General features: G+C 42.6%; 17 protein-coding genes and 1 pseudogene. 11 read left to right on the top strand and 7 right to left on the bottom strand.

The features are described 5' to 3' along the window. Positions 1-17: 17 nt before the first annotated feature. From ASE42_RS16770 to ASE42_RS16755, 4 genes are all read left to right on the top strand, one after another. Positions 18-1307 carry a Gfo/Idh/MocA family protein gene (locus ASE42_RS16770; RefSeq protein ID WP_056768276.1) on the top strand — a complete coding sequence of 430 codons (1290 nt, stop codon included), beginning with the start codon at positions 18-20 and terminating at the stop codon, positions 1305-1307. A gap of 24 nt (positions 1308-1331) precedes the next feature. Next, positions 1332-2015, top strand: coding sequence for a YesL family protein (locus ASE42_RS16765; protein ID WP_056768274.1), 684 nt, complete (start codon positions 1332-1334; stop codon positions 2013-2015). A 54-nt stretch (positions 2016-2069) separates the two neighbouring features. Further along, on the top strand, positions 2070-2381 hold the full coding sequence (locus ASE42_RS16760) for a rhodanese-like domain-containing protein (RefSeq protein ID WP_024424882.1): 312 nt from the start codon (positions 2070-2072) through the stop codon (positions 2379-2381). A 100-nt stretch (positions 2382-2481) separates the two neighbouring features. Next, entirely contained in the window at positions 2482-2664 is a 183-nt protein-coding gene (locus tag ASE42_RS16755) for a sporulation protein Cse60 (RefSeq protein ID WP_024424881.1), read from the top strand. Positions 2665-2708: 44 nt separating this feature from the next. On the opposite strand, the pseudogene ASE42_RS16750 reads toward ASE42_RS16755, so the two are convergent. The 4 genes and pseudogenes from ASE42_RS16750 to ASE42_RS16735 form a co-directional block, all read right to left on the bottom strand. Next, positions 2709-3233, bottom strand: a pseudogene (locus ASE42_RS16750) (CbrC family protein). Positions 3234-3363: 130 nt separating this feature from the next. After that, complete coding sequence (gene opuD / locus ASE42_RS16745) at positions 3364-4896, bottom strand: glycine betaine transporter OpuD (protein WP_056768272.1); 1533 nt, start codon at positions 4894-4896, stop codon at positions 3364-3366. Between the two features lie 140 nt (positions 4897-5036). After that, on the bottom strand, positions 5037-5234 hold the full coding sequence (locus tag ASE42_RS16740) for a hypothetical protein (protein ID WP_024424878.1): 198 nt from the start codon (positions 5232-5234) through the stop codon (positions 5037-5039). Beyond that, a complete protein-coding gene (locus tag ASE42_RS16735) occupies positions 5231-6502 on the bottom strand; it encodes an NAD(P)/FAD-dependent oxidoreductase (protein WP_024426195.1) in 1272 nt (423 codons plus the stop codon). The genes ASE42_RS16740 and ASE42_RS16735 overlap by 4 nt, the downstream gene beginning before the upstream one ends. Before the next feature lie 175 nt (positions 6503-6677). On the opposite strand from ASE42_RS16735, the gene ASE42_RS16730 reads away from it, so the two are divergent. Next, positions 6678-8300: a polysaccharide biosynthesis protein gene (locus ASE42_RS16730; protein ID WP_056768271.1), complete on the top strand. Its 1623-nt coding sequence runs from the start codon at positions 6678-6680 to the stop codon at positions 8298-8300. Positions 8301-8316: 16 nt separating this feature from the next. Continuing rightward, complete coding sequence (locus ASE42_RS16725) at positions 8317-9033, top strand: pseudouridine synthase (protein WP_024424876.1); 717 nt, start codon at positions 8317-8319, stop codon at positions 9031-9033. 130 nt (positions 9034-9163) lie between these two features. On the opposite strand, the gene ASE42_RS16720 is transcribed toward ASE42_RS16725, so the two are convergent. Then, positions 9164-9385, bottom strand: coding sequence for a DeoR family transcriptional regulator (locus ASE42_RS16720; RefSeq protein WP_008356419.1), 222 nt, complete (start codon positions 9383-9385; stop codon positions 9164-9166). Between the two features lie 370 nt (positions 9386-9755). Next, positions 9756-11054 (bottom strand): NCS2 family permease, encoded by a 1299-nt coding sequence (locus ASE42_RS16715; protein ID WP_056768262.1) that lies wholly within the window; start codon positions 11052-11054, stop codon positions 9756-9758. A gap of 94 nt (positions 11055-11148) precedes the next feature. Here ASE42_RS16715 and pepV point away from each other — a divergent pair, with 94 nt between their 5' ends. Next, positions 11149-12549: a dipeptidase PepV gene (gene pepV / locus ASE42_RS16710; RefSeq protein WP_056768259.1), complete on the top strand. Its 1401-nt coding sequence runs from the start codon at positions 11149-11151 to the stop codon at positions 12547-12549. A 29-nt stretch (positions 12550-12578) separates the two neighbouring features. Further along, positions 12579-13205, top strand: a complete 627-nt coding sequence (locus ASE42_RS16705; RefSeq protein ID WP_056768255.1) for a Type 1 glutamine amidotransferase-like domain-containing protein — start codon at positions 12579-12581, stop codon at positions 13203-13205. A 48-nt stretch (positions 13206-13253) separates the two neighbouring features. Here the strand turns inward: ASE42_RS16705 and cysK are convergent, their stop codons facing one another. Then, positions 13254-14183: a cysteine synthase A gene (cysK, locus tag ASE42_RS16700; protein WP_056768252.1), complete on the bottom strand. Its 930-nt coding sequence runs from the start codon at positions 14181-14183 to the stop codon at positions 13254-13256. Positions 14184-14277: 94 nt separating this feature from the next. On the opposite strand from cysK, the gene thpR reads away from it, so the two are divergent. From thpR to ASE42_RS16685, 3 genes are read left to right on the top strand one after another with little or no spacing between them, the layout of a single operon-like run. Beyond that, positions 14278-14829, top strand: coding sequence for an RNA 2',3'-cyclic phosphodiesterase (gene thpR / locus ASE42_RS16695; RefSeq protein ID WP_056768246.1), 552 nt, complete (start codon positions 14278-14280; stop codon positions 14827-14829). 25 nt (positions 14830-14854) lie between these two features. After that, on the top strand, positions 14855-15790 hold the full coding sequence (locus ASE42_RS16690) for a hypothetical protein (protein WP_056768245.1): 936 nt from the start codon (positions 14855-14857) through the stop codon (positions 15788-15790). Positions 15791-15838: 48 nt separating this feature from the next. After that, positions 15839-16768, top strand: coding sequence for a YegS/Rv2252/BmrU family lipid kinase (locus tag ASE42_RS16685; protein WP_056768244.1), 930 nt, complete (start codon positions 15839-15841; stop codon positions 16766-16768). The last annotated feature ends 185 nt before the right edge of the window (positions 16769-16953 follow it).

Raw genomic sequence — 16953 nt, 5'->3', positions numbered from 1 at the left:
AAAATGGGGTGGGGAATGTGAAACGGGTTGTGATTTGCGGGCTGAGCCATCGTGCGTTCAATATGTTTATTAAACCACTCACAGAGGATTTCAATGAGCATTATCGGATTACAGGGCTCCTCGATATAGATCATCAGCGGTATATACTTTGTCAGGAGCGTTTTCCGTCACTCCGGGGCGTTTCGTTTTTTCATGAAGATGCATTTGATCAGATGGTCAAAGAAACAAAACCAGATATCGTCATTGTGGCAGGCAGGGATGACACACATGTCACATATATCATGCAGGCACTTGACCATGATCTAGATGTCATCACCGAAAAGCCGATGGTGACAACAGCAAAAGACGCCAAAAAAGTGATGGAAAAAGAGGCGGAAAGTAAAGGGAAGGTCACGGTCACCTTTAATTATCGCTACAATCCTTTCCATCGAAAGGTAAAAGAACTGATTCTAGACGGGAAAATTGGAAGGGTCACTTCTGTTGAACTGAGCTGGCTTATTGATACGTATCATGGTGCTAGTTATTTCAAAAGGTGGAACCGTACACGTCAATTTTCTGGCGGACTGTCCATTCATAAGTCGACACATCATTTTGATCTGGTCAACTGGTGGATTGATCAAAAGCCGAAACAAGTATTTGCCTACGGGGCGCTGAACTATTACGGCAGCAAAAGCCCTTGGAATCCCTTGCAGGGGGAGGAAAATAGATTTTGCGGAACATGTCATGTGAAAGATATATGTCACTATGAAGCAAGGTGGAATCCGCGGGTTGAGCGCTCGAAGGTGGAGGACGACCATATTGAATCCGGTCAGGAGCAAACGCAGCAGTACTCAAACTATCGCCCGGATGCGTGCATTTTTGATCAGGAAATTGATATTGAGGATACATATGTGGCGTCAGTCGCTTATGATCAAGGGGCTCTGCTCAGCTACTCGATTCAATTCTCAGCCCCATATGAAGGCTACCGTCTGGCTATTAATGGGACGAAGGGGCGTATTGAAACAAATGAGTTTCATGTGCCATCAAGAATTCCTTTTCAATTCCCACAACAAACAATTTCTTATTACCCGATGTTTGGATCAAAGGAGACGATTGAAGTCGTGAAGCAGCCAGGCGGCCATGGCGGCGGAGATCCTCTGCTATTGGCTGATTTATTTATAGGAAAAGATCCCTTGATTGACTATGACATCTTAGCAGGAGCAGAGGCTGGTGCTTATTCGATTGCTCTTGGGGAAGGCATGTGGCGCTCTGTTACAGAAAATCGCCCAATTGAAATCGATGAATTGTTTCATAAAGAGACGGTGTAAAGAGAAAGAGAGGAGGGGAAAGAGATGGATCATGATGGTTCAATGAGCAGAATGCTGAGGATGTGTGAGTGGGTGATGAGACTCGCCTATACGAATTTGTTATGGCTTTTGTTCACCATTCTAGGGCTTGGCGTTTTTGGCTTGATGCCCGCGACCACTGCGTTATTTTCCGTGATGAGAAAGTGGATTCAAGGTCATGAGCAAGTCAATGTATTCCGCACTTTTTGGAAGGTATTCAGGGAGGAGTTTGTACGCTCTAACATCATTGGAGTGGTGCTATTCATCATTGGAACGATTATTTATGTCGACCTTGCTTATATTTATCCGACGAGCTGGCTTTTACATGTGCTTCGCTTTGCTATATATATTTTCGGTTTTCTGTTTATTGTGAGCTTATTTTATATTTTTCCGCTGCTTGCTCATTACGATTGGAAAAAACGTCTCTATCTGAAATTCTCTCTTCTGCTTGGTATCTCATACTTGCAATATACACTCTCTATGCTTGTTTTCTCGGCTGTGCTGTTTGTTCTGTTTGCTTATTTACCGGGAATCGTGCCGTTTTTTAGTGTGAGCATACTCGCCTACGGTCATATGTGGCTGGCCTATCAAGTCTTTAAAAAGGTAGAGTTTGATATTGAGCACGAGACAGCAGAAGTGAAAAAGCGGCTGCCGTCTTTCCTTCAATCGAAGCGGGTGAATACGCAGTGAAGTGAATCATTTGCTATAATGGTGTCACCGTAATGAAAAGGAGAGATGAGAGTCGTGTCAGTGAAAGAAATTTCAATAGAAGAATTAAAACAAAAGCTGGAGCAGGAAGATGCCATTCAGCTTGTCGATGTACGTGAGGATGAAGAGGTAGCAGAAGGGATGATCCCGGAAGCTATTCACATTCGAATGGGCGATATCCCTGAGAAGCTGGATGCATTCGATCAAACGCAGGAATATTATATTATTTGCCGCTCTGGTAAACGTAGTGAAAATGTCTGCTATTACCTAGAAGATCAAGGCTACCAAGCAACAAATGTCGTTGGCGGGATGCTTGCTTGGACAGGAGAAACAAAACCGAAGCTGTAATTAGAAGGCCTTTCATCTTAACGATGAAAGGTTTTTTTGTTCATATGCCTCTCTCTATGTGCATAAAGATAGAGTAGCGAGAGAAGGGAGAGTGGCATAGGTGCTAAAGGTAGCTGTATTTGATGAAGAGCATGAGAAAGATTTGCAGAGCGAAATTAATCATTTTTTAAAAGGAATGGATGACGACCAAATCATTGACATCAAGTACAATGTAGCGGTGATCTGTGAGCAGGGAGGGGAACAGCTCTACTGTTTTTCTGCACTCATTTTATATAAAAAATAGACGGCATCAAAAAAGGACCTGCTTGAAGGGTCCTATTTCTTTGATTAGCTGGCGTCAATATATAACCGGTGCTTGTTGCAGTGAACACATTGAAAAAGATAGCCTTGTAAGTCTCCTCCGTTGACGAGCCATTGCTTTAGGTTCTCTTTCGTTAATCCTTCGCCGCTGCAAATGTCTTCGATATCCTCGGCGAGTTCTTCCTCTAGATGTTCAATCTCTTTCCAGCCGACATACTGGACGATTGCGCAAAAATCTCCGCAATGACTTAACCAATATTCTTGCTGCCATCCGCGATAGCCTGGCGTTCTGAAGATCAGCTCATCGATATATTCCTCTTGATCGACGTCATCACAGCTCGCATCGTCTTGAAAGGTTCCATTGTATTATTTCGCCGCTGATCCATCTTTAATGCACCAAGGACAAATTCCCTCCACATCTTCAACAGTATAAAAAGGGCCATGGTACACATAATCTCTTTCTTTCTCACAAACAGGACATGTCGAATGTTCTTTTTTGATCACGTTTAACGAAACTGGATCTGGGTTGTACTTGAACGTAGGTAACGTCATATAAACCTCCATTATGTAGAAAGTGATGATTCATCACTATTTTAAAGGAATCCTCAAGCTCGCGACAATCTTAGATTGTATATATAGAAAAAAGCCGTTCGGATAAGGAACGGCTTTTTCTCGCTTGCGATTATGCTTTTTTTACTCTTGGACTTCGTGGTTTATTGACTTGATTGGTTTGTTTGATGATTCTTCGTTCATCATTTAGTGATTTATACAGCGAGACAATCATCAATATAATGACAACGGAGAACGGTAAGGCTGCGAGCTTGGCTGTATTTTGCAAGGCTTCAAGTCCCCCTGAAAATAAAAGCACAGCAGCAACAGCCGATTGGATAATGCCCCAGCTGACTTTGACACTGCCAGAAGGGTTCAATGATCCGTAGGTTGTCTGCATTCCAAGCACAAATGTAGCTGAATCAGCCGATGTAATAAAGAATACGGCGATTAAAATGAGTGCCAGTATCGATGTAATCATCGCCAGCGGATATTCATTTAGTACACCGAAGAGCATCGTTTCAGTTGAAAGACCTGCAACATCGACAATATTCTTTTGCTGTAAGTCCATTGCAGATACACCGAAAATCGAGAACCATAGGAAGACTAGGATGGAAGGAGCGACTAAGACACCCAATAAAAATTCGCGAATTGTTCGCCCGCGTGACACTCTAGCGATAAAGATCCCGACAAATGGAGCCCAAGAAATCCACCATGCCCAATAAAAGATTGTCCATCCATTAATCCATTCTCTCTTTTCAGGATCATTTGGAGATAGACGGAAGCTCATTTGAACGATATTGGATAAGTATTGTCCAATCGAGTCAGTAAATGAATTTAAGATAAAAACAGTTGGACCTACCAAAAGTAAGAAAAACATCAGAACAGCTGCTAATACCATATTGATATTACTTAAGTATTTAATGCCTTTTCCAATCCCGCTTAAAGCAGATGCAAGGAAAAGCACCGTCACAATGCTAATAATGATCAATTGTGTGCTAAAGGCAATTGGAATATGAAAAAGATAATTCAATCCACCATTTATTTGTGCCGCACCTAATCCTAGGCTTGTTGCAACACCAACCACAGTTGCAAATACCGCAATACAATCGATGGTTTTACCGATCCATCCGTGAATTTTATTTCCTAAAACAGGCTGGAGTGTTGCACTGATTAAACCAGGTGCATCTTTTCTAAATTTAAAGTAAGCAATGCAAAGTGCAACAATGGCATAAATAGCCCATGCATGAAGCCCCCAGTGGAAAAATGTATAGCGAAGGGAATCGCGGAAGGCCTGCGCAGTTTCAGTCTCCCCTGTTGGTGACTGAATAGCATAGTGGCTGATCGGTTCAGCTGCTCCGTAAAAAACAAGACCAATTCCCATACCGGCACTAAATAGCATAGCAAACCAAGAAAATAAACCAAATTCAGGCTCTTCCCCCGGTTTTCCTAGCGTAATCTTACCGATTGGGCTAAAGATAAAGAATAGACAAAAGCCGACAAGCAGTGATACCACTAACAAGTAATACCAGCCAAAGTCATTTGTAATGTATGTTTGAATTTGATCTGTGACATTTTGCAATGTGTCTGGAGAAAACGCTCCCCACATCACGGCAACAAATGTGATCGCAATCACAATCCAAAATACACTTGATACGTTTTTCACACCATCTCACTCTCCTGTTGTTCTACACGTTTAAGCAGAGGACTTCGCTTAATATCCCCTAACTCAACTTATTTCAAACAAAAAGAGGCGAGCTTCTCACTCGACCTCTACTTTACCGTAACATGTTTTGCTTCCATTTATCAACTATCGATATGGGAAGACGATTTTTCCTCAATCCGTTTGCGAAGACGGTAGACATATTCTTTTAAACATACGGCGAAAATGGTAAACGCCAAAACAATGGCGACTTTTAACGGGGTAATGGACAGCTTCAAGAAAACAGCGGCTGTCAAACTGATAACGACCGCAAGAACAATCGGTAATGCACGTCTGATCATTGATCTCTCTCCTTTGCTTCTAGTGCAGCATTCATGCCGGCAAGCCTGCCTGTCACAAGTGCTGATGTGATATTGTAGCCGCCTGTGTAGCCATGGATGTCTAAAATTTCTCCACAGAAATAAAGACCGGGCATTTTTTTAGACGCCATTTTCTTCGGTTCAATTTCCTTCACAGAAACGCCGCCTCCTGTCACAAACGCTTTGTCCAAGGATAGCGTACCATTTGCATGCACAATAAAATGTTTACAATCATGGGCAAATGCACGCAGTTTATCCTTGGCTAGACCAGAGAATGTGTCTTGTGGATCAATCCCGTTCCGTTCTAACAGAAACAATAAATAGCGTTCTTGCATCCAAGACTTGAGGACATTTTTAATGGCTTTCTTCGGTTCATCTTTAAGGTCACGATGAAGCTTCTGGAACAGCTCCTCGTCATTCAGCTTCGGATATAAGTCTATTTGCAGGCGGACTGTCGGTTGTTTTTTCAATTCCTTCACAACAAATCCGCTGCATCTAAGAACAGCTGGACCTGATAAACCAAAGTGAGTAAAAATCATATCCATGACATGTGTGACGACGGGTTTCCCTTTTTTATTTAAAACACTGACAGCCACACTTCTTAAAGAAAGACCTTGAAGCACTTTTTCTTTAATAAATCGTTCATCGGATGTGACCGGTACCTCTGTTGGGAAGAGCTCTGTAATGGTATGACCGGCTGCTTCTGCCCATGCATAGCCGTCACCAGTAGAGCCGGTATGCGGCACACTTTTTCCGCCGACAGCAATGACGACAGACTTACTTGAAATTTTTTCATCATTATTTGTAACAATTCCAGCTGCTTGTCCGTCTTGATACAGAACTGTTTTAATTTTTTCGTTCGTTCGAATGGTGACATTGAGGGCTCGGAGCCTGTCTAGAAGGGCATCCACAACAGATTGTGCTTTGTTTGAGACAGGGAACATACGTCCATGGTCTTCTTCTTTTAGTTCAATGCCAAGGTTTTCAAAAAACGAAATAATATCCTCGTTGTTGAACTCAGAAAATGCACTATATAGAAAACGGCCGTTTCCGGGAATATGTTTGATGATTTCTTCTACTGGAAGGCGATTGGTGACGTTACAGCGTCCGCCGCCAGAAATGGCCAGCTTTCTGCCAAGTTTGTTTCCTTTGTCAATTAACAGAACAGTCGCACCGTGCTCTGCTGATGCAATCGCGGCCATCAGCCCAGAAGGTCCGCCGCCAATGACAATGACATCATAATGTTTCATGTTACATTCCTCTTTCTACTTTCAGTCATTTTTCTATTATAACGAAGATTAGGGAAGGCTGAAATATGAATTGATTGGTTTTGTGACTTCCGTATTGGATTTGTTACCTGTGTATTGAATTGATGTGGTAAAATAGTTAAGTTGAATATTCATTAGAAAAATGGTGGTTAAGCGCATGTCTAATAAACTGCTTCGTGGTACGTTGGTTTTAACGATAGGGACGTATCTCTCTCGTATTCTTGGTATGATTTATTTAATTCCATTTAGCGCAATGGTTGGAGCTACTGGTGGTGCGCTATTCCAATATGGATACAATCAGTATACGATCTTTTTAAGTATCGCTACGCTTGGTTTTCCAACAGCGGTATCAAAATTTGTTTCCAAATATAATGCGATCGGCGATTATGAGACAACAAGAAAAATGTTCAGGGCGGGTATGTCGGTCATGCTTGTCACCGGGATGATCGCCTTTTCTATTTTATATTTGTCCGCACCGATTTTTGCCAAGATTCAGCTTGGCGGATCAAATGAAACAGGCGGTTTGACTGTCGATCAAGTAGTATATGTGATTCGAATGGTCAGCTTAGGTCTTTTGGTTGTACCGATCATGAGTCTTGTACGCGGGTTCTTCCAAGGACACTCCATGATGGGACCGACAGCTGTTTCCCAAGTGATTGAACAGCTTGTCAGAATCATCTTCCTATTAACGGCGACGTTTATTATTTTAAAGGTGCTTGACGGCGGGCTTGTCATTGCTGTCGGATATGCAACATTTGCGGCTCTGATCGGTGCATTTGGCGGTTTATTCACGCTTTATTTATATTGGCTGAAGCGGAAGGACCGGCTCTTAGCCATGCAGCCGAATACAGGCGCTCACTCTGATTTATCTTATAAGCAAATGTTTACAGAGCTGTTTAGCTATGCGGCGCCGTATGTGTTTGTTGGACTTGCGATTCCTATTTATTCTTATATCGATACAAACACAATTAACAGAGCCATGATTGCATCCGGACATCAGGATATTAGTACAGCGGTATTGTCCATTGTGACGTTATATTTACCGAAGGTCGTGATGATTCCTGTGTCACTTGCCACAGCGTTTGGCTTAACATTGATTCCGACGATTACGGAATTATTTACAGCACGTAATTACAAGCTGCTCAATAGACAAATTGATCAGACGATGCAAGTCATTTTATTTTTCGTGCTGCCTGCTTCATTTGGTATCTCGGCATTGGCTGGACCGGCTTATTGGTTTTTCTATCCGTCTGTTCATCCTGAGATTGGGATTTCCATTTTGTTCTGGTATGCACCTGTTGCATTATTGTTTTCTTTATTCACCATTAATGCAGCGATTCTGCAAGGGATCAACAAACAAAAATTTGCGATCGTCAGTCTTTTGTTAGGGATCATTATTAAAACGGTTCTGAACATCCCGCTAATCAGCTGGCTGCAAGGAAATGGTTCTGTATTGGCAACAGCATTAGGCTACTGTGCGTCCATCTTGTATATGTTTATCATGATTAAACGCCATGCCGGCTATTCGTTCCGCAGAATTTTCAAACGTTTTATTCTCATTGGTATTTTAACGGCGATCATGGCTGTCGTGGCATATTTGACAAGTCAGCTTGTGAACCAAGTAATTTCTTATGAAGACGGAATTTTACAAGCGGGTATCGTCATTTTGATTTCCATGATCACTGGTGGCGGTGTGTATATGTACTTGTCTTATAAGGTGGGATTACTAGAGCGTGTACTGGGCAGCCGTATGCCGAAATTTTTAAGAAAAAAGAGTTAAGAAGAGGTAGATATTCATGAGGCTTGATAAATTACTTGCTAACAGCGGCTTTGGTTCAAGAAAAGATGTGAAAAAGCTTGTCAAAGCCCGGGCGGTCACAGTGAATGGAGAAGTGGCAAAGCAGGTGAAAGATCATGTTGATCCATCAAATGATGAAGTACTCGTACACGGAGAGCGTGTAGAATATAAAGAATTCATTTACTTAATGATGAACAAGCCAGACGGGGTGATCTCGGCAACTGAAGATCTGCGGGATGAAACGGTTGTCGATTTACTTGAGCCGGAGGATATCGCAAGGGAGCCATTCCCTGTGGGGAGACTGGATAAGGATACGGTCGGTCTCCTTCTCCTCACAAATGATGGACAGCTTGCTCATCAATTACTTTCTCCAAAAAAGCATGTGCCAAAAACGTATGAGGTTCATTTGAAATATCCTTTAGGAGATCAAGACATTAAGCGTCTTGAAGAGGGCGTTGTCATCTTAGATGATTATCACACGAAGCCGGCGAAGGTGGAAGTAGATGCAAATGAAGAGGAAGATACACGCATCCGTTTGACGATTACTGAAGGGAAGTACCATCAAGTGAAGCTAATGGCGCAAGCGGTGGGAAATGAAGTGATCTTTTTAAAAAGGCTCTCGATGGGGGCTGTCTCTTTAGATGAAGATCTAGCACCCGGAGAGTACCGTGAATTGACGGATGAAGAATTAGACAGCTTAATGAATCGTGAATAACGTAAGAACAAAAGAAAAGAAGACGAAGGGCTAAAATAAAAATCATTTTAGCCCTTCGTCAACAATCTGCAAAAGAAAAGAACCGGCATATCGCCGGTTCTTTTTGTTATATGGACAATTCATTATACGCTTAAGATGATATTTTTACTTTTTTTCTCGTTGTTTCCCATTTGCCTCTGCTTGGACTATGAACAAGATCGTTATAGGCAAGCACGTTTAAGTCTCTTTGAATGGTTCTAGGTGTGATCCCGAATTCATCAACCAGCTCTTGTGTCGTCACAAGACCTTTCTCTTGAATGAACATATAGACTGATTTGATTCGAGTCATCATACGGTTTGTTGAAGGTTTCAAAAAACCACTCCCTATCAATAAGATCGGATGGACTTGACTAACCACAACTTACTACACTAAAACTGCGAAATAAGGACAAGCAACAATGGTAAATGTTCGTGTTTCTTAATGTTTTATTCTATTATACACGTTATTATGCATCTAGTTCCACCAAAAAGTCAACTTTACGTGTTTTTAAACTTGTCTTCATGAAATAAAATATGGTATATATCATGATTTGAATCCGGTTACAACCCAATAATGATAAGGGATACGATTGGAGTTGACATTTTCAAATTCCGAAAAATAAACACAGAAAATTTACAAAATAAAAAATTCAGTGAAGGCAAAAAGGCACATTCCATGTGAGGATGTGCCTTTTTTGTTTCTGTTATCCTTCTAAGAAAAAGAGCTGAATGAAAAATAAGACCGCAAAGATGAGAACAAGCACATGTACTTCTCTCCATTTCCCTTTTGCCAATTTCACAAGCGGATATGAAATAAATCCAAGTGAAATTCCTGTAGAGATACTAGAAGTCAGCGGCATCGAAAGAATAACAAGGAAAGCAGGGAATGCCTCGTCTAGTTCGTTCCAGCGAATGCGTGACACCGAGTTCATCATCAAGCAGCCAACAATGATTAAAACAGGTGATGTGATCGATGGTAAAGAAGAAATAGCTTGAACGAGCGGGCCAAAAAATAATGCCACAATAAACAGTGCAGCGACCGTTAAAGACGTCAGCCCAGTTCTTCCGCCAGCAGCTACTCCTGATGATGATTCAATATAAGCAGTGGTTGGGCTTGTACCAAACATAGAACCAACCGTTGTTGCAGCAGAGTCAGCGAGCAGGGCTCTGCGCACTTTTAGCAGCTGGCCATTTTTCATTAATCCCGCTTGTTCGGCAACGCCGATCATCGTGCCTGTTGTATCAAAAATCGTCACCAGTAAGAAGGAGAAGACGACAGCATACAAATGATGAGAGAACACGTCACCAAAGGCAGCGATTGGATTTGTAATCAGCATGCCTTCAGGCAGTGCAGGGATGTCCATCAGTGTTTTAGGGAAATGAAGCTGGCCGGTTGCGAGCGCAATCAATGTGGTCGCTAACATGCCGATAAACAGTGCACCATTTATTTGAAGAACCATTAAAATAACAGAAATCATTAAGCCAACAAGCGTTAAAATGACAACAGGCGAGCTTAAATTGCCAAGCTTCACAAGGTTTTCTGGGTCAGCAGCGATGATCCCAGACTGACGGAGGCCGATAAATGCAATGAAAAGCCCGATTCCTGCTGTAATACCGTACTTTAAATTATCTGGAATGGCTTGAATCAGTTGTTTTCTAAGGGATGTTAACGATAAAATAATAAAGAGTATACCAGCAACAAATACCGCACTAAACGCTGTTTGATAGCTAATGCCGCCACCGCCGACAACGGTAAAGGTGAAATAGACATTCAGCCCCATGCCTGGTGCAATGGCAATCGGATAATTTGCAAATAGTGCCATCCAGAGCGTACCGACAACAGCAGCGATGATTGTTGCAGTAAAGACTTGGTCAAAAGGAATACCTGCTTTTGAAAGAATTCCCGGGTTGACGGCAACAATATAGACCATGGTAAAGAATGTCGTCATACCAGCGATTATTTCTTTCTTTATGTTGGTTTGATTTTCTTTTAACTGAAACATAAAATCCTCCATTTACGAACATTATTACAAAACAATTAATATAATATTCGTTTTAAGGGTGGATTGCAACCTTTTTTCAAGGAGGAATGGAAAAATGAATTGGGAAGCTGAAGTAATACGAAAAAAAGACGACTTAATTCAGGACACACAATCTTTTTTACAAATTGAAAGTGTCCTTGATGAAGAAGGCGGCAAAGAAGGAAAGCCATTTGGTGAAAAAGTCGATGATGCCCTGCAGTATATGCTGAAAAAAGGGGAAGACGAAGGCTTCACAGTCAAGAATGTCGACGGCTATGCAGGTCATATTGAATACGGGGAAGGCGAAGACATTGTAGGTGTGCTTTGCCATGTGGACGTGGTGCCTGCTGGCGACGGCTGGACAACCCCGCCATTTTCAGCTGACATCAGAGAAAATAAAATCTTTGCACGCGGAGCTATTGATGACAAAGGCCCAACCATGGCGGCATTTTATGCGCTGAAGATCTTAAAAGATACTGGTCTGCAACTGTCGAAAAAAATTCGAATGATCATTGGAACAGATGAAGAAAGCGATTGGCGCTGTGTGGACCATTATTTCAAGCATGAGGCGATGCCGCAAATCGGATTTGCACCAGACGCCGATTTTCCGATTATTCATGCGGAAAAAGGGATTATTGATGCCACCCTGTCATTTACATATCAACAAACAGCGAATCATCAGCGCTATACGCTAAAGCAATTTACATCGGGTATGAGGCTCAATATGGTGCCAGATGAGGCAGCTGCTACTGTGACTTGTGCACAGGAACACGATGCTGAATTAATAAAAACAGCTTTCGAAGCCTATCTTGCTGATCATCAATTATCTGGTGAGGTCAAAAGCGCAGCGGATGGACTGCATTTTACATTAAAAGGGGTATCTGTTCATGCCATGGAGCCGGCGCATGGGACAAATGCGGGCATTCATATGGCGAATTTCTTATGCGGACACGAATTAGATGAGCAAGGACTTGCCTTTACTTCCCAAATCAACGCTTTATTTGATCAGGATACAAGAGGACAAAAGCTGGGAATTGCTTGCAAAGATGAGATTAGTGGAGATTTGACGTTGAATGTTGGGACAATCCGCTATAAACAGAATGAGGAAGCAAAGCTAGGGTTAAATGTCCGCTATCCAGTAACAGCAGACGGCAAGGACGTCAAAAAAGCAATTGAAAGCATCAAAGGGGCGGCTCTTCTAAAATTCGAAGACAGTCCTCCGCATCACGTCTCAAAAGATCATCCGCTTGTGAAAACCTTGCAGCGGGTATATGAGGAACAAACGGGAGATCCTGCAACTCTAATTGCTATTGGGGGAGGAACGTATGCGAGATCTTTAGAAGCAGGCGTTGCCTTCGGACCTTTATTTCCTGGCAGACCAGACTGCGCCCATCAAAAGGATGAATATATTGAAATTGATGACTTGCTGAGAGCAACAGCTCTTTATGCACAAGCCATGTATGAATTAGCAAAATAGAAATTGGAAAAGAGAAGAGGGGATTCAAAGTGAAAAAAATGTTCTTATGCTCTTCATTCAAAGACAGCTATTTTCTCTTATCTGACTTTGCGGGTGAATCTTTAAAAGGGAAGCGCGTGACTTTCATTCCAACGGCAAGTGCTGTAGAAGAAGTCACGCACTATGTGGAGGCAGCGAAGGAAGCCTTTCAGCAATTAGGGATGCAAATTGAGACTGTGCAGATAGATGAACAGTCCGCTGAAGAAATCACACAGATGATCAAACAAAATGATGTGATGTACGTTTCAGGAGGCAACACTTTTTATTTATTGCAGGAGTTAAGAAAGCATCGTCTCGATGACGTGTTGAAAGAAGAAATCAACAACGGCAAGCTGTACATCGGAGAATCTGCGGGGAGTATCATCATGGCGCCAAGCATTGAATATATCTCCCTGATGGATGAACAAAAGAAGGCGCCGGAGCTTTCATCATTTCAAGGTGTCAATGAAATAAGCTGCTATCCAGTACCGCATATGCATAATGCCTATTTAGGCGAGGCTGCGCAGCAAATCACGGAGAAGTATCAGCAGACGCTCGATTTATGTCCGCTTACTGATGAACAGGCTTTACTGATCAGAGGGGAACAGGCTGAGGTGAAATCAGTCAAAATATCTTAACTGTGAAATGAAGAAAAAGGAACAGGGATTCATCGCCCTGTTCCTTTTTTAATATTGAAAAACATCACTTGATAAGTATCGTTCGCCCGTATCTGCTGTCATACAGATCACAATTTGATCTGCCGGCAATTGCTTGGCTGTTTCAATGGCTGCATAGCAAGCCGCCCCAGAGGATGGACCTACTAAAATTCCTTCAAGCTTAGCGAGCTGCCGTGTGATGTGATAAGCATCTTCGTCACTTACCTGCACGATGTCATCATAGACATGCTCGTTTAAAATATGGGGGATAAATCCTGGGCTTGTGCCAACGAGCTTATGTTTCCCAGGTTTACCGCCAGATAAGACAGGAGATCCCTTCGGCTCTGCCACACGGATGGTCAAATGAGGGAAGGCCTTCTTTAATTCCTCTCCAGTTCCTGTAATAGTACCGCCAGTCCCAGCTGTTGCGACAAAGGCTCCAAGAGGCTGTCCAAGTTGTTTCACAGCTTCCATAATTTCGAACGCTGTTGTTCCTCTATGTGCATCTGGGTTCGCCCTGTTGTCAAATTGCATAGGAATAAAGCTATGAGGAATTTGAGCAGCCAGTTCCTCAGCCTTTCGGATGCAGCCTGGCATTTTTTCTTCTCCTGGGGTTAAGACGACCTGCGCACCGTATGCCTTCAAAATATTGATTCTTTCCTTTGTCATCGTATCAGGCATGACAAGAATGGCTTTATAGCCTCTTGCGGCAGCATTCATGGCTAAACCAATCCCTGTATTCCCGCTTGTAGGTTCAATAATGGTTGCTCCTTTTGTGAGTTTCCCTTGTTTTTCTGCCTCAACGATCATATTGTAAGCCGCGCGGTCTTTGACACTTCCGCTGGGATTAAATGATTCCAGCTTTAAGTAAACAGCCGCCGCATTCTCTGGCTGGAGCCGCTGTAATTTGACAAGCGGTGTATCGCCAATCAGCTCAGCTATATTTTGTGCAACTTTCATCAGATGACACCCTTTCTTCTCATTCCGCATTTCTTTAGTTATACTATCATCAATGGGGATTCGTAAAGTTTGTTAAAAAAGGACAGGTGATATTGTGTCAGAAAACCGTCATTATTTTATAGGGATTCACATCCCTGAACAACTTGCGCATCAAATCAAACAAGACATTGATCAAAGGAGCGGACTGTTCTTTCAAAAATGGACAGCACCACATGATTATCATGTAACCCTTGTCTTTTTAGGCGCCATTCCAGAAGAGCGTTTAAAAAAGATCATCCAGCTGCTTGACCTCCTTTCAAATGAAGCATCTGCATTTCCACTAGAGCTGAATGAGGTAGGGCAGTTTGGTGCGAAGGAACGCCCGAGAGTCTTTTTTGCAAAGCCTCATGAAAGTGATCCGCTCATGCATTTAAGAGAAAAGGTAAAGCAGGCTGTCTTGTCAGCAGGACACCCTGTTGAAAAGAGACCGTTTCATCCGCATATGACGATCGCGCGCAAATGGAATGCGGATGACTCTTATGAAAAGCAAGCGCCTTTACGCAAAGAGCCATATGTGATGGAGGTTTCGCGTATCACTTTATTTGAAATACGTCCGAAGGAAACCCCTCGTTATCACGCAATCAAACAATTTACACTACATAAATGATTCTAGAAGTTGGAGTGAGCAGCAGATGGCGCAAATTATCAAAATCCAAGATTATATATCACGATATGAACAGGACCCGCATCACTATATCAATCAATTCAATCGGTTGAAAAAACAAAGATGGGACGAGTTAAAAAAGGCTTCGAAAGAGGAGGCGCAGCAACCGGCTGACCAAATTCCTCAACAAGCGCCTGAACAAGAGGAAGAAAAGAGAAAGAAATTCTCCTTAAAGAGAAAGCAAAAAGAAGCCGATATGAAAAAGGAACGGGACCTGCGTCTTTTTAACGAGCCGACAGATATAGAGCAAGGGGTTTTCAGAAACGTCCCTACCGATGAAACGCAGCTGATTCACTTTTTTAAGGATCATCTCTTCGAGGTGCAATTAAAATGGGCGAGTTCGACGATTTCACATATTTCAACCGTTTCCCATCATATTCGGTATGATGAAAAGCTGCGGATGCTTGCAAGACAGCTTCCGGATTCATATTTTGTGATGTACAAGCCGGTGCTGCTCATTCAAAAAGCTGAAATGGAATTATGTCCGATACTCATCACGCCGCTCGAAGTGATCTGTTTATCCTTCTTAGAGGCCGAGCCAGACAGCGTCTATATTGGAACGAAGGAACGTTTTTGGGAAAAACGGGCGACTGGGAAAGCTGTACAGTCTGTCTTGAATCCTTGTGCAAGCCTTTTGCGCTCTGGCACCGTCGTGTCAAAGATCTTACAGCAAAGTGGTGTAGACCTTCCTGTGAAAAAAATCCTCATCAGCCGAACCTCTTATATTGATTTACCTGAAGTTCCATATGGGATGGAGGTTATCGATAAGAAGAAGGCAGAAGAGTGGTTTGAAAAGCAGCGGAAAAATACGGCGCCGACAAAGCATCAGCAATTTAAGGCGACAAAGGCATTGCTTGCTTATGGTGAATCAGACAGCAAAAGAAGACAGGAATGGCTCGATTAAAGGCATGATGGAAGGTCACGAAAAATGAGACCTGAGTGGAGCTAATATATGAATGAATGGTACTTTATCGTTAATCCAGAAGCAGGACATGGAAAAGGACTCCGCACATGGAGGAGCATAGAGAAAGAATTACAAAAGGTGGAGGTCTCTTATCGATCATTTCTCACCCAGCATGAAGGCCATGCCGAAGTTTTGGCAAGACAAATCAGTGCCATGCAGGATGACAGGCTGAAGCGCTTGATTGTTATTGGCGGTGACGGCACCATTCATGAAGTACTGAATGGCTTAAAGGAAGTCGATCATGTGCAGCTTAGTTTTGTCCCTGCTGGTCATTGGAATGATGCTGCGAAGGGTCTCGGTATCCATCGTCATGATGTCCTAAAAGAAGTGAGAAAGCAAAAGAGAATGCTCACCAAAACATTTTCTCTCGGCTCCTTTCAAGATCATGCCGAAAGTCCGCAATCTGTTCTCTTTCTCAATCATATCGGTGTGGGGTTTGACGCACATGTACTGAGGAAAACGGTGCATTTTAGAGGGAAGAAGTGGCTGAAACGGCTGGGGCTTGGCTTTATCATCTATCCTCTGTCATTTCTCCATTCTTTATGGTCGTTTAAGCCCTTTGATCTTGCGTTATTTATTGAAAATGAGAAGAAAGTCTATCGCCAAGTGTGGTTTGTGATCGTATGCAATCACCCGTATTACGGGGGAGGGCTGGAAGCAGCGCCGGAAGTGAGTGCGAGGCAACCAGGTTTTCAAACGATGGTTGTCACAGATTTGAATCCATTCAAAGTCCTCTTGTTTCTAAGTGCAATGGTGTTTCGAAAGCACCTTGGGATGAAGGGGGTTACCCTGTTTCAGCATGAGGAAGCGTACTTAGAAGCAGATGAAAAAATCTTATTTCACGCAGATGGAGAAGTGATCGGCGCAACGCCTGTCTTTGTAAAGGCCAGTGAACGATCCTTAAAATTACGTGCTTAAATAACTTGCGGTATATCCGCAGGCAAAGAACCGTGAAAAAAGCCTTCTTTTTCGTAAGGTTCTTGTCCTGATTTTTTAGTTTTGCTTGACGAGTATAAGAAGGTAACGATAAAATCTATAGGACGGCTATTGTTTAGCATCTCATTCTCAATAGCTGTCCTTTTTGTTTTTATGATCATATAAAT

Source organism: Bacillus sp. Root920 (genome assembly GCF_001429445.1).
Lineage (GTDB): Bacteria > Bacillota > Bacilli > Bacillales > Bacillaceae > Bacillus > Bacillus safensis.
This window is presented reverse-complemented; position numbering and strand designations above follow the sequence as displayed.